The organism is Candidatus Eisenbacteria bacterium, assembly GCA_035577985.1.
Classification (GTDB): domain Bacteria; phylum Desulfobacterota; class Binatia; order DP-6; family DP-6; genus DATJZY01.
The window spans coordinates 59278-73298 of record DATJZY010000061.1 but is presented as its reverse complement, the minus strand read 5'-3'; the positions used below and the strand labels follow the sequence as shown (position 1 = coordinate 73298).

Genomic DNA, 14021 nt, shown 5'->3' with positions numbered 1-14021 from the left:
TCGGCATGCCGATCGACGATGCCGTCTGGAAGCGCTGCAACACCTGCAAGCGGCCGATCGGCTTTCGGGCGCCCTACTTCGCGTGCAGCGTCTCGACCTGCAATCGCAAGGGCACGGACTTCGTCTTCTGCTCGGTCGACTGCTGGGACGCGCACGTGCCGGTCCTCCGACACCGCGACGCCTGGGCGGACGAGAAGACGTCGCCGACCATCGACGAATGGGTCCGTGAGCAACGGGACGAACCCGCGCGCGCCGCGCCGCGGTCCGGCGCCAGCGCGCCCGGCGACGCCGACGCAGTCGCGCGTGACGTGCTGGTCGTGGCGTCGAAGCTGAAGGCCTACGTTCGAGCCACGTCGGGCATGAACACGTCCGACGACGTCATCGGGGTGCTCTCGGATCGCCTGCGGCTGCTGTGCGACGACGCCGTCGAGCGGGCACGCTCGGACGGGCGGAAGACCGTGATGGCGCGCGACTTCCGACGTCCGACGTCGAGCTGAGCCGCGATCGCGCGTCAGCGCCCTGGCTGCGCCGCCGTGCCCACGAGCCGCTCCTTGGCGCGCGGGACGGGCTCGCGCGATGCTGCGGCGCGCGGCGCCTCGGGTCGCCTGCCGCGATCCTGCCGCTTCCCACGGTAGATCCCGCAGGCGATGAACGCGCCGTCGACCGCCTCGAAATACGTCGACTTCTGCTCGGTGCGCTTCGTCGCGGGGTTCTTCCAGGGATAGTCGCACCAGCCCTTCCCCCGCGTCTTCGCCGTCTCGACGATCTCCTGGATGAAGAGGCGGCCATCCGCGGCCTTCAGGTGGAAGTTGTTCTGGCCGCGCGCATCGGGCGCGGTGCCGTTGGCCAGGATGACGCCGTTGAAGTCGGCCGCCCAGATGTAGGCGTTGCCCTGACAGAAGGCGCCGCGTGGATCGTTGAAGTCGTCGCATGCGCGACGCAACCCCCGCTCGCGCACGTGCGCGACGGCCTTCTTCACGAGCTGGATCGCGCGCTCGCGCTCTTCGCCACGGTCGACCTTGAACGTCCCGACGGCCGCCACCAGCCGATCGGCCTCCTGCTCGAATGCGACCGCCCCGGCGGCGGTGCGTTCGACGAGCGCGGCGTTCAGTTGCGTGACGCCGTCCATCCGGGCGAGCGCCCGGCCGATCTCGTCGACGCCGATGATTTGCTCGGCGCAGGCCGATGCGACCCGGGAGATCAGGTCGGTCACCCGTCCGACGCTCGCGACCACCTCGGTCATCGTCCCGCCGGCGTCTTCGACCAGCGCCGCGCCCCGCGTCACGCGCACACCCGATCCCTCGATCAGCGCCTTCACCTCCTGCGCCGCCGCGGCGCTGCGCTGCGCGAGATCCCGCACCTCGTTGGCCACCACCGCGAAGCCACGTCCCTGCTCGCCCGCGCGCGCCGCCTCGACCGCGGCGTTGAGCGCGAGGATGTTCGTCTGGAAGGCGATGCTCTCGATCGCGCCGACGATCTCGGCCATCTGTCGCGAGCTGTCCGCGATCTCGGTCATGGTGCTCGTGATCTCACCCATGCGCTCGGCGGCACGACCGGCGACGGTGCGGGCCGACGTCGCGAGGTCGCTGGCGTGCCGGCAGCTGTCGGCGTTCTGGCGGACGTTGGCGGCGATCTGCTGCATGCCGGCCGCCGTCTGCTCGAGCGCCGTCGCCTGCTCCTGCGTGCGGTCGGACAGCGACGTGCTCCCCGCCGCCATCTCGCGTGCGAGCTCCACGATGGTGTCGGCGCTCGCGCCGACCTGCCGGACGATGTCGAGCAGGCTGCGGCTCATCCTCGCGACCGACGTCCCGAGTGAGCCACCGAGCGTGCTCGCCTCGCGCTCGTCCGATGCGCCGCCCGGCCGGCCGGTGAGATCGCCGCTCGCGATGCGCTGGGTCATCTCGTCGACCAGCGCCGCGTCGCTGGTCGTCCAGCGCGACAATGCCGCGAGGCCGTAGAACGCCACCGACGCGAGCAGCAGCGCCACCGCGGCGGGCGCGCGCTCGCCGGACACCGCGAGCAACCCCGCGCTCGGAACGAGCGCCGCGACGAAGACCAGGGCGACGGCGAGAAAGCTCCGCTGCGGAGTCGATCGCTTGAAGATGGCGAACGCCGGCGCGAATGGGCCCCTCATCTTCCCCTCCCCTCGATCCGCCGGCGGCCACCCGCCGACGATCGCCCGGACTATATCAGATGGAGTCGGGGTCCCGCATGCGACCCCGTCCGGGGCGGGGCGATCACGGTCGGAACGGCCAGGTCCTATGGCGCGACCGCGAATGCCGCGATCTGCATGAGCCACGTACCCGATCCGAGGGTTGCCGTGGCACCATAGCTGCCGGCCGACCCGGCGACGGCATCCGCGACGACGTCGCCGTCGGGCGCGGTGATCACGCGGGTGGTGAAGCCGGGGCCGGGAGCGGTGAACGTCGTGCCCGTCATGCCGGCCAGGAACAGGAGGTCCGAGGGGGCGGAGGTCATGACCGTACCGCCGTCCGCCAACGCGCCGTTCCCGGTGCGCGACGATCGGCACGCGGCCGCCACGACGAGTTTTGGGCCTATTTGCAGCTCGCGCTAGACCCCGACGTCGAGACCGTGCAGGTATCCGTGCCGTCCACGAAGCAGCGCGCGCCGACCTTGATCAACGCCGTGCCGTTGCCCGCCGTGAACGGGGGCTGATCGAGCCCCATCATCTTGAACGAGTACTTGACGGTGACCCCGTCGCTCGCGACCGAGAACTTCGCGACGCGGACGTGGGCCACGGACAGGGTCGCGTCGCTGAACTTGAAGCGCCGGCGCGAGCCGGACGTGATGAACTTGCCGGCCGGAATGACGCCCTCGTAGTACGTGCCGCCGGTGCCGTCGGTGAGCCGCAGCGTGACGGGTTGGGCGTCGGGCGCGATCGTCACGCCGACGGGCAGGATGAAGCTGCCCTTGGTCTGCGTGCGGTCGCGGGCCACGGTCGTGATGAGCCGAACCGCCGTCTTGCGCGTGAGCGCCGTGGACGTGTTGGCGGCGAGGCAGTAGACGCACCCCGGCTCGTCCGTCTGGCCGTTGCAATCCTCGTCGAGCCCGGTGCTGCACAGCTCGGTCGATGGGTCGCTGTCCCGGACGCACACGAGCGCTCCGCTCTGGCAATGCTGCGTTCCGGCGGCGCACACGCCGTCCTCGCCCGTATCGCATGGCACGCCGCCGCCGGGATCGCCGTCGTCGGTCTGGCCGTCGCAGTCGTTGTCGGCGCCGTCGCACACCTCGGGCGTCGCGGCGTTCGCGACGCACAGGAGGACGGCGCCGGAGCATTGCGTGGTGCCCGCGGCGCACACGCCCGCGAGCCCGGTGGTGCAGCTCGTGCCGCCGGTACCTTCGTCGACGCTGCCGTCGCAGTCGTCGTCGATGCCGTTGCAGGTCTCGGCGGTAGGCGCGGTGTTGGGCACGCAGACGAAGGTTCCGCCCTGGCAGTGCTCGTTGCCGGTGGCGCACACGCCCGGCTGGCCCGTGCTGCAGGTCGCGCCGCCACCCGGGTCGCCGTCGTCGATCTGCCCGTTGCAATCGTTGTCGATGCCGTCGCACACCTCCGGGGTGTTGTTGCCCGGGGTCGCGTTGCACTGGGTCCCGGTGCCGTCGGCGCGACAGACCTTCACGCCGGTCGCGGTGCAGGCACCCGTCCCGGCCGAGCACGGCGAGCCCAGATCGGTGAATGGCTCGTCGACGGCGCCGTTGCAGTTGTCGTCGAGGCCGTTGCACCGCTCGACGGTGGGCACGTTGGTCGGAACGCACGCGAGGCTCCCGCCCTGGCAGTGCTGCGTCCCCGCCGCGCACACGCCCGGCTGTCCCGTGCTGCACGCGCCGCCGCTGCCGGGATCGCCCTCGTCGGTCTGCCCGTCGCAGTCGTTGTCGATCCCGTCGCACAGCTCGGCCGAAGGGCTGCCGGGGACCGCGTTGCACGTGGTCGACGTGCCGTCGACGCTGCACACCTTCGTCCCGGAGCGAACGCAGGCGCCGACACCCGCCGTGCAGGCGCTCCCGAGGTCCGTGAACGGCTCGTCGGCCTGGCCGTCGCAGTCGTCGTCGAGGCCGTTGCAGCGTTCGATCGTGGGCACGGCGTTCGGCACGCACGCGAGGCTGCCGCTCTGGCAATGCCGCGTGCCGGCCGCGCACACCCCGAGCTGCCCGGTGCTGCACGCCACGCCCCCACCCGGGTCGCCCTCGTCGGTCTGGCCGTCGCAGTCGTTGTCGATGCCGTCGCACACCTCGATCGACGGCGAGCCGGCGACCGCGCTGCACGTCGTTCCGGTTCCGTTGCCGAGGCAGACCCGCACGCCGGAGCGCAGGCACGCGCCGACCCCGACGGTGCACGCCGCGCCGAGGTCGGGGAACTGCTCGTCGACGAATCCGTCGCAGTTGTCGTCGAGGCCATTGCAGGTCTCGGCCGACGGCGCCGTGTTGCGCACGCAGACGAGCGACCCGCCGGTGCACTGCCGCGTGCCGGCCGCACAGACACCGAGCTGCCCCGTGCTGCACGCGCCGCCGCCGCCGGGATTGCCCTCGTCGGTCTGGCCGTCGCAGTCGTTGTCGTGGTTGTCGCAGACCTCGGTCGTGGGCGTGCCGGGCGTGGCGCCGCAGGTCGTGCCCGTCCCGTTGCCGAGGCAGACCCGCACGCCGGTCCGCGTGCAGTCGCCGACGCCGACGCTGCAGCTCGTGCCGAGGTCCGTGAAGGGCTCGTCGACCGAGCCGTCGCAGTCGTCGTCGATGCCGTTGCACACCTCGGTCGACGGCGAGCCGGCGAGCGCGTTGCACACCGTGCTCGTCCCCTCGCTGGCGCACACGCGCACGCCGGTCGCGGCGCAGGCCCCGACCCCCACGCTGCAGCTCGTGCCGAGGTCCGGGAACGGATCGTCATTCGTCCCGTTGCAGTCGTTGTCGAGCCCGTCGCAGAGCTCCGGCGCACCGGGGAACACGGCCGCGTTGTTGTTGTTGCAGTCGGCAGGCGGCGCCCAGCCGTCGCCGTCGGTGTCGCCGGGCACGGGGTAGCGCGCCTCCCAGCTGCCCGCGCTGGCCGGGAAGAATGCGTACTCGATCCCCTTCACGGTGCGGGTCGTGAACGCGACGGTCGAGCCGTTGCGCTTGATGGTGGCGAGGACGCCGCGGGCGGAATGCGTCGGCAGCATGCCCGTGAGGCCGTTGGCGGCCGTCGCGAGCCCGATCGTGAAGTCGAGCGTATCGACGCTCCACGTGATCCCGCCGAAGGCGGCGCCGTTGCGGCCGTCGAGCCACTCGAGCATCTGACGCGCCGACACGATCGGCACCCCGCGCGCCTGCGCCGAGTCGACGATCGCATCGGAGCCGCTCGAGGAGGCGCGGTCGGTGTGCATGTTCGCCGTGAAGACGCCGTAGTAGCCCTCGGCGCCGAGCGCGCGATCGAGGAGGGAGTCGATCGTGAACGGGAAGCTCTGACCCGACTCGTCGGTCATCTGCGTCACGGCCTGGTAAATGTCGATGAGCGTGCCGTCGGTGTCGGCGAAGCGCATCGGCATGCCCGAGCCGGTGAAGAGGCCGGGCCGGTCGAGGATCCAGCTCGGCGGCCAGTAGTAGTAGTTCGCGTCGAGCCGGATGCCGTGTGCCAGCTCGGTCTTCGGCTGCGTCGCCCAGTCGCTCCAAGCGATGCAGTGCGTGCGGTTGGTCGACGGCGCGGGGTTGCTCGGGAGCTGTGCGGCGAGCGCGTCCAGCTGGCTCGAGAAGAACGCTTCGAGCTGCGCCGGCGTCCAGTCGGCGCAGTTGGTGAGGACGTGGAGAGCCACCTCGAAGCCCTGCGCGGTGTAGGTGGCCGCATCGGAGTCGTCGAGCGGCGTGCCCGGATAAATGTAGGAGCTGCTACGGACGCACTCCCAGTCGGCGACCGAGCAGCCCGGCGGGCTCGCGGCGATGTAGTTGTCGAAACGGCCGGCCGTCCCGCCGTTGGCATGGTCGTCGCCGGTCATGAGCACGGCGGCATTGAGTCCGCGCGGCAGGTACCAGAACCGCGGGAGCGGCTTGCGATCGAGCGCCATCTGCAGGACGAGGTTCGCGAGCAGGCGCTGCTGCTCGTCGGCCTGCGGGATCGCGACCTTGTTCAGATTGATCCAGTCGGGCTGCGGATCGCCCGCAGCGGCGCCGAAGAACATGTCGTCCGAGCGCCGCGGCGAGACGCCGTCGCGCTCCTGGCCGGCCCACGCCGGATTGCCCTGCCGCGTGTAGACGACCGAGCGCGCGAGGTCGTAGGTGAAGGCGGCCGCTTGTCCGCCCATCGTGCCGACGCTACGCAACGAGACGGCGGGGCTCGTCGTCGCGGTCGAGACCGTCGAATACAGCGTTGCGACCGCTGTGGCGCCGCTCGTCGTGTAGCGGTCGGCCGCGCCGTGGAACTGGATCGTCTGGTTCACGATCCCCACTCCGGGACCGGACGCCGTGTTCACGAGCAGATAGGCGTCCGAGAGCGTCGTGCCGGACGACGTCAAGCCGAGCAGCGAGGCGAGCTGCCCATCGGGACGCATGGCGATCAGGTTGCCGCCCGCCGTGACCCAGCTCGTGAACATCGTCACCTGGGCCGCGGTGAGCGACATCGAGGCGAGGACCACGACGTCGTACGCCGCGAGCGTGGTCGACGTCACCGTCGTGATGTCGGCGACCGCGAACTGGTTCAGGCCCTCGGCACGCAGGATCTCGGCGTAGTAGCGACCGAAGGGATCGGCGGCGCGCGTGACGACGAGGATCGGACCGCCGGGGCCCTGGTTCGGATCCGGGAGCCCGCCGATGGTGACGGCGATCGGCGCGCTCGTCGCCCCGAGGTTGCCGCTGTCGTCGACGGCGCGCGCGAGCAGCGTCGCCGGTCCCGACTGGATCGGCACGACCCAGGAATAGCTCCACGTCTCGCGTCCCCCGGCCGGATGCCACGTGGCGCCCCCGTCGACGGATACCTCGACGCCGCCCACGACGCCGCCGCCGGCGTCGACTGCCGTGCCGTTCACTGCGACGGTCGTTCCGCCCGGGACGAGCGTGCCGTTCGCGGGCGCCGTGATCGTCGTCGACGGCGGCGTCGTGTCGGTGGAGGCAACCGCCGCCACGAGCCCGGGCTGTCGTGTCGCCGGCTGCACGCCCATGTCGGCGAAGAGGTTCATCGTCGCCTGCTGCACGCGCACGTCGGCCGGATCGCTGCCGCGATCGTGCTCCGCGTCGAGGCCCCACGACCATTGCACCGTGCCTGCGCCGAACACGATGCCCCCGGCCGCCGTTCGGCGCATGACGAGGTGATGGGTCGCGATGCCGGGACCGTAGTTCGAGCCGAAGTCCAGTATCCGCTGCGGCACGTTCACGGTCGTGGTCGACATGCGCACGAGCCCGGCCGGACGGAACCCGTTGTCGAGATCCTCGTCCCACTCGTAGCCGACCATCTCGGGACCGAGCGTCGCCGTCTGGCCGACACCGAGTGTCGCGACGGTCGTGCTGCGCCAGAAGCGCATCTTGCCGTCGGCGGCGGGCACGGTCATCGCGTACGAGCAGCAGTTGACGGTGAAGATGTTGCCGGTGAGCCCGTTCTCCGGCCGTCCGCCGTCGGCCGGCGGGCTGAAGCGCGGATCGCGCCACGTCCCCGTCCAGACGTTCGGCAGCGGATCGATCTTGGCGTTCGCGTGCGTCTCCTTGTAGGTGACGAGCGTGCGGTAGGACGTGCCCGAGCCGTCGATGCTGTTCTCCCACCGCGTCTTCCAGAAGGTCTCGTTGCCGGTGAAGAACGCGAGGTGCACGCCGGCGTCGCGCGCCGCCTCGACGTTCGCCCGCTGGTCGTTCGACCAGTACTCGTCGTGCCCGACGGTCATGAGGACGTCGTGCTCGAGGATCTCGGCGCCGCGCCGGGCGGAGTCGACGCCGGTCGTGTAGCTGACGTCGTACCCGTTCGATTCGAGCCAGCGGATCATCGGGTACTCGGCGTTGAAGATCCAATCCTCCGGCGTCGGGCCGCGAGTCGTGAAGGGCCGGTTGTAGCTCACTTTGTAGGCGCGCCCGGCGGGCGAGCCGACGTAGAGGCTGTTGCCGCCATACTGGTTGTAGGCCTGCCAGGTGGTGTCGGAGGTCTGGAACAGGATGGCCGACCCGCCGGCGTCGTCGCGAACGACGAACGCGATGTGGCTCTCGCCGGCCGTCGCGTCCTCGCGCACGAGCTTCGCGAGGTAGATGCCCGAGGTCGCGTTCGCCGGCACCGCCCACGACGCCGACGGCGCCCAGTTGCCGCAGTCGACGAGGCCCGTGGCGACGTCCTCGAGACACGCCGGCTGGTTCTGCGGCAGTGCAACCGACGGCTGCACCGTCGCGACGTGGCGCGCGCCGAGGCCGCCGTAGTAGCCGAGCCGGTAGATGTCGATCCGGTAGTCGGTGGCGTCGGTGTCGATCTTGAAGACGACCGTGCCGCCGCGGTTGACGCTGATGTCGGTCGCGAAGCCGACGATGTCGGAGTCGCCGGCGCCGAACACGTCCCACTCGGTGGAGGGATTCCCCGGCAGGCAGTTCTCGGCGACGATGGCGTTCGCGGGGGAATCGCAGGGCGCCGCCTGCGCGGCTCGGGCGATGCCGATCGTGAGAAACGAGGCGCAGACCAGCGCGCGAGCCTTCGTGCCACACCCCCGCGCTCGCATGACGTCCTCCTTACGCTAGCGGCAGCTCGCCGAGCCGGTCGAGTAGACGAGACACGCGTCGGTCGGGTCGCCGAAGCAGATCTGGCCGATCTGGATCGTCGCCGCTCCCGTGCCCGCGTTGAACGGCGGCTCGTTCAGCCCCTGCGACTTGAACGAGTATTTGACCGTCACGCCGTCGCCCCGCAGCGTGAACTTCGCCTTGCGGATGCCGCCGAACTGCATGGTCGGATCGGAGAAGCTGAAGCGCCGGCCGCTGCCGGAGCGCAGGAAGTGCCCTGCGGGAATGGTGGTCTGATAGTAGTAGCCGACACCGTCGGTGATGCGCACCGTGACGTCCTGGACGTCCGGCGCGATCGAGAACGGCACCGGAAGAATCATGGTGCCGGTCGTCTGCACCTTGTCGCGGTCCGCGCTCGCGCTGAGGCGCACCTTGGTGACCTTGGTCATGACCGAGCTCGAGACGGTGGCCCCCGCCGGGCAGAGCACGCAGTCGCCGATCTCGTCGATCTGCCCGTCGCAGTCCTCGTCGACGCCCCCGAGGCAGAGCTCGGCCGTGGGCGCCGCGTTCGGGACGCAGACGTAGCCGCCGTTCTGGCACTGCTGGGTTCCCGCCGCGCAGGCGCCCAGCAGACCCGTGCTGCACGCACCGCCGCCGCCGGGATTGCCCTCGTCGACCTGGCCGTCGCAGTCGTCGTCGACGTTGTTGCAGAGCTCCGGCATGGAGGACATGTTCGGCTGGCAGACGATCTGGCCGCCGATGCAATGCCGCGTGCCCGGATCGCATCCGCCGGGGAGCCCCGTGCTGCAGGCCGCACCACCGCCCGGATCGCCGTCGTCGGTGACGCCGTCGCAATCGTCGTCCACGCCGTTGCAGACTTCCGTGGTCGGCTGGCTGTTGCGCACGCACACGAGGCCACCGCCCTGGCACTGGAACGTGCCCGGGCTGCAGACGCCCTGCTGTCCGGTGGTACATGCGCCGCCCGAGCCCGGATTGCCCTCGTCGATCTGCCCGTCGCAGTCATTGTCGACCCCGTCGCAGACCTCGGCCGACGGGCTGCCCGGAACGGTGTCGCACTGGGTTCCCGTCCCGTCTGGGCGGCACACCTTGTTCCCCGTGCGAGCACAGGCGCCGACGCCGACCGTGCACGGGCTGCCGAGATCGGTGAACGGCTCGTCCACCGGACCATTGCAGTTGTCGTCGAGGCCGTTGCAGCTCTCGACCGTCGGCGAGTTGTTCGCCACGCAGGTGAGACTGCCGCCCTGGCAGTGGAAGATGCCCGGCGCGCAGATCCCCGCCTGCCCGGTCGTGCACGGGCCGCCCGAGCCGGGATCGCCTTCGTCGGTCTGGCCGTCGCAGTCGTTGTCGATCCCGTCACAGATCTCCGTCGACGGGCTGCCGGCGACGGCGTTGCACGTCGTGCCGGTGTGGTCGGCGCGACAGACCTTCACGCCCGTGTGCGCGCAGGCGCCGACGCCGACCGAGCATGCGGTCCCGAGATCGGCGAACGCCTCGTCGGTCTGGCCGTTGCAGTTGTCGTCGAGGCCGTTGCAGCTCTCGACGGTGGGCGAGTTGTTGGCGACGCAGGCGAGTGCGCCGCTCTGACAGTGGAGCGTGCCGGCCGAGCAGATGCCCGGTTGCCCGGTCGTGCAGGCGCCGCCCGAGCCGGGATCGCCCTCGTCGGTCTGGCCGTCGCAGTCGTTGTCGATGCCGTCACAGACCTCCGCCGATGGGCTCCCCGGTGTGGCGTTGCACACGGTGCCCGTGTGATCGGCGCGGCATACCTTCACGCCGTTGCTGGCGCAGGCGCCCACGCCGACCGTGCACGCACTCCCGAGGTCCACGTAGGGCTCGTCGACCTGGCCGTCGCAGTCGTCGTCGAGGAAGTTGCAGGTCTCGACGCCGGGCGGATTGATCTCCACGCATTGGACGCTGCCGCTCTGACACATGAGGATGCCCGGCGCGCAGATGCCCGGCAGCCCGGTGCTGCAGCCGCCGCCACCGCCGGGATTTCCGTCGTCCGTCGCGCCGTCACAGTCGTCGTCGAGGCCGTTGCAGGTCTCGGCCGTGGGGGAGTTGTTCGCCACGCACGTGAGGCTGCCGCTCACGCAGTGCTCCACGCCCGCCGAGCAGATGCCCGGTTGCCCGGTGCTGCACGCCGCGCCCGAGCCCGGATCACCTTCGTCGGTCGAGCCGTCGCAGTCGTCGTCGAGGCCGTTGCAGGTCTCGGCAGTGGGGAAGTTCTGCTGCACGCACACGAGCGTCGGACTCTGGCACTGCGTGATGCCGGCCGCACACACGCCGGGCACGCCGGTGTTGCACGAGACGCCGCCACCCGGATTGCCGTCGTCGACCTGGCCGTTGCAGTCGTTGTCGATCCCGTCACAGACCTCGGGCCCGGTGGGCGTGCAGGGGTTGTAGCCGACGTCGACCTGCTGCACCTCGGGCGTCACGTGTGGACTGGTGGTGCTGAGCGATGCCCGGTACTGCAAGTAGCGCCCGTTCGGGCTCGCGATCAGCCCGCCCGACACCGCTGCGTACGTCGCTGCCGCGACCGCGGCCGGACTGTTCCCGGTCCGCGTCTCGAAGCTCACGTCCGTTCCCGTGACACAGCAGTTCGGGCACGTGGCTCCCGGGCATCCGGTCGGACCGCAGGTGCCAGTCCCGAGGCCGGTGCAACAGAGATACGGCGCGCCGCTGCCCGTGCAGTCCCCGTTCCCGCTGAACGTGTCGTCGGTCGAGCATACGAATCCTGCCCGCGAGCCGGCATTGCAGGTGGTCGGAAGGTCCGTCGTGCCGATCAGTGTCGTCCAGTCGTCACCGCTCGCACCACCATCCAGGACCTGCGACTCGAAGGTACACGACGCGTCGTTCTCCGTGAGCCGCATCCAGTCGACCGTCAGGTCGAGGCCGTTGTTCAGATCGCTCGCGGCGGGCCGCATGGCCGCCGCCAGGGTCAGTGCAGTCTCGTGATGGACTGGGATCCCGTCGATGAAGAACGTCGTGTCGCCGCCCACGGCCCAGTCGATGCGGTAGCGGTGGGGAGCGCCTAGGCAGGTCCCGCCCGCGCACGCGAAGCCGACGTCGATGTCGGCGGTCCCGCTGCCGTTGGCGATGCGGGCCCGAACCTGCGCCCCGTCGTTCTTGGTGCTGAACATCGCCCAGGGCGGCGAGCTGTACAGTCCGGAGCCACAGTTCGGGAAGTCCGGATCGCCGGGCGCCCCGAAGCCTATGTGCTGGAAGGGCTCCGCGCGGAAGGTTGCGACGAATTCGAGCGAGCGCCCCGGTCCGAAGCCGGGCCCGGGAGTCGTCGCCACGGCGGTGCTGTCGAGTGTGAGGCTACCGCCAGTCACCGTCGGCGCGGCCGGACATCCGCTGCCGCGGAAGGAGCAGTTGCACCACGGGAAGCTGGCCCAGCCCGCATCCAGACCGGTCCCCGAGAACTCGGTCCCCGCCGCGGGCGGCAGCAACACCTCGCCGTTCGTGGTCTCGGCGACGTAGCAGCCCGAGGCGGGTGGGGTCGTGAAGTCGGCCACCGTGGTGTCGGTGAGCGTCGCCGCGCCGCCCCGAGACGGGAGGCCGATCACGAGTGCGATCAGAGCGGGGCCGAGGACGAACCGCGCCACGGCGTGTCTCCGCGCGGCCAGAACAGACACGGGGATGGCCCACAAGGACGTGCTGCGGCTCATGTGACTTCCTCCTCGGGAAAAGGTCCGTCCGTCTCGCAGATTAGCGCTGCGTACCCCGCGAGCATGACGCCTGTCAAGACGAAATAGGCCAATATAGATGTGGCATGACAGTTGTCGTCCGATTGCGTCCTGGGAAGTAGGAAGTTCCGCATCATACCGTGGATCCACCCTGCTCCCCGGGAGTCCGTGACGCTCGGCGCACGCGACAGTTCTGCGAAGCGCGCGAAGCGGCACGATCGTCGTGGGTCATGCAGCGGAACCATGAGCGGTGGACAGCTAGCCGCACAGGGAGCAAGCGCCTCGTCCGTTGGCTCGAGAACCGCGATGGTCGCTACCGCGACCGTCCCGGTTCTCATGCTCGAGGTGGCGACCGCCGCGTTCGCCGGGGGCGCCAGCGTGTCCACGGTCTTCACGCCGCCGTTCGGCGTGGAATCACCTGACGCGGGGACCGCCGGCGCTCAGGGCGTCGCCGGCACTGCGTCGAAGCGAGCGGCGTTAGGGCTGGACCACGTTGCCCTGGATGACGGTGTTGGTGTCGCCGTTCTGGAAGATCCCGACGCCGAACCCCGTGATCGTGTTCCGCTTGATCGTGTTCGCGTCCGCCGTGGGCACGAACGGCCCGCCGAAGTCTTGCGCACCGACGAAGACGCCGTCGGGAGCCGTGCCGCCGCCGGGGATGGCCTTGATCGTATTCTGGGCTACGAGATTCTGATCGACGTGCGCGTCGCACGTGCTGATGCCGATGGCGTCGCGCGCGACCAGGATGATGCCCTCGTTCGTCACCCGGATCGTGTTCGCGGAGATGCGGTTGCGGTTCGCCGAGGGCGTGTTCTGACAATACGACTCCACGAACACGCCCGCGGGCGCTCCCTCGATGCGGTTCTGGTCGATGACGTTGTCGTTCACCTCGAAGGCGAAGATCCCGAGGGTGTTCAGGTTCGTGGTGCTCGCGTCCTGCCGGACGACGTTGCCGCGCACCGTAGTGATCGCACCGCGACCGAGGAGCATGCCGAACTGGCCCGCCGCTGGGATGCCGGGCTCGTTCGTTCCCTCCACCGTATTGGCCTCGATACGCACCGAGACGTCGCCCTGCGCCTGCAGGCCGACAAACTGGAAGTCGCTCACGCGCACGTTCGAGATCTTCACGACCTTCGTCGCCGGATGCGTGCCGTCGAACGGCGCCGTGTTGACGATGATGCCGCTCCCCTCGCTGCACGCCGTCGGGGACGTCTGCTTCAGACCGACGATGCGCACGTTGGAGACCATCCCGCCGCAATCGAGCAGTGCGATGCCCCGCAGCTTGTCGTCGCCGGTGTCGCAGACGTCCGCGATCCCCGAAGCGGTGAGGACGACGTTGCGGACGTTCACACGGGTCGCCCCGGCGGCGTTCTGCAGGATCGCGCCGCGATAGTGATCGACCGGCGGATCGAGGGCCGTGATCGTATGACCGCGGCCGTCGAGGGTGAATCCGTCCGGAACGCCGATCGTGGCGTCGGTCGTGCAATCGGCCTGCAGGAGCATCGTCCGGGCGACGACGTCGAAGCCGCAGGTCGTAGCGGCCGCCGCCTTGCGGGCGACGATCGAAGCGAGCAGCAACAGGATCCCGACGAATACGCGACCGCCCATGACGTCTCACCTCCTGCTGAGAGTCGGTTCTGCGTGCGGAAGCTACTG

General features: G+C 70.2%; 6 protein-coding genes. 1 reads left to right on the top strand and 5 read right to left on the bottom strand.

Going from position 1 to position 14021, the window contains the following annotated elements:
- Positions 1 to 5: 5 nt before the first annotated feature.
- On the top strand, positions 6 to 497 hold the full coding sequence (locus VMS22_09995) for a hypothetical protein (protein HXJ34354.1): 492 nt from the start codon (positions 6 to 8) through the stop codon (positions 495 to 497).
- Between the two features lie 14 nt (positions 498 to 511).
- On the opposite strand, the gene VMS22_09990 is transcribed toward VMS22_09995, so the two are convergent.
- The 5 genes from VMS22_09990 to VMS22_09970 all read right to left on the bottom strand — a co-directional run bounded on the left by VMS22_09990 (position 512) and on the right by VMS22_09970 (position 13973).
- Positions 512 to 2134 (bottom strand): methyl-accepting chemotaxis protein, encoded by a 1623-nt coding sequence (locus VMS22_09990; GenBank protein ID HXJ34353.1) that lies wholly within the window; start codon positions 2132 to 2134, stop codon positions 512 to 514.
- A 125-nt stretch (positions 2135 to 2259) separates the two neighbouring features.
- Positions 2260 to 2478, bottom strand: a complete 219-nt coding sequence (locus tag VMS22_09985; GenBank protein ID HXJ34352.1) for a hypothetical protein — start codon at positions 2476 to 2478, stop codon at positions 2260 to 2262.
- Between the two features lie 77 nt (positions 2479 to 2555).
- The gene (locus VMS22_09980; protein HXJ34351.1) at positions 2556 to 8660 is read right to left on the bottom strand and encodes a putative metal-binding motif-containing protein; all 6105 of its coding nucleotides are present in this window, start codon (positions 8658 to 8660) and stop codon (positions 2556 to 2558) included.
- A 15-nt stretch (positions 8661 to 8675) separates the two neighbouring features.
- Positions 8676 to 12284 (bottom strand): MopE-related protein, encoded by a 3609-nt coding sequence (locus VMS22_09975; GenBank protein HXJ34350.1) that lies wholly within the window; start codon positions 12282 to 12284, stop codon positions 8676 to 8678.
- A gap of 558 nt (positions 12285 to 12842) precedes the next feature.
- Positions 12843 to 13973 (bottom strand): right-handed parallel beta-helix repeat-containing protein, encoded by a 1131-nt coding sequence (locus tag VMS22_09970; GenBank protein ID HXJ34349.1) that lies wholly within the window; start codon positions 13971 to 13973, stop codon positions 12843 to 12845.
- Positions 13974 to 14021 lie beyond the last annotated feature (48 nt).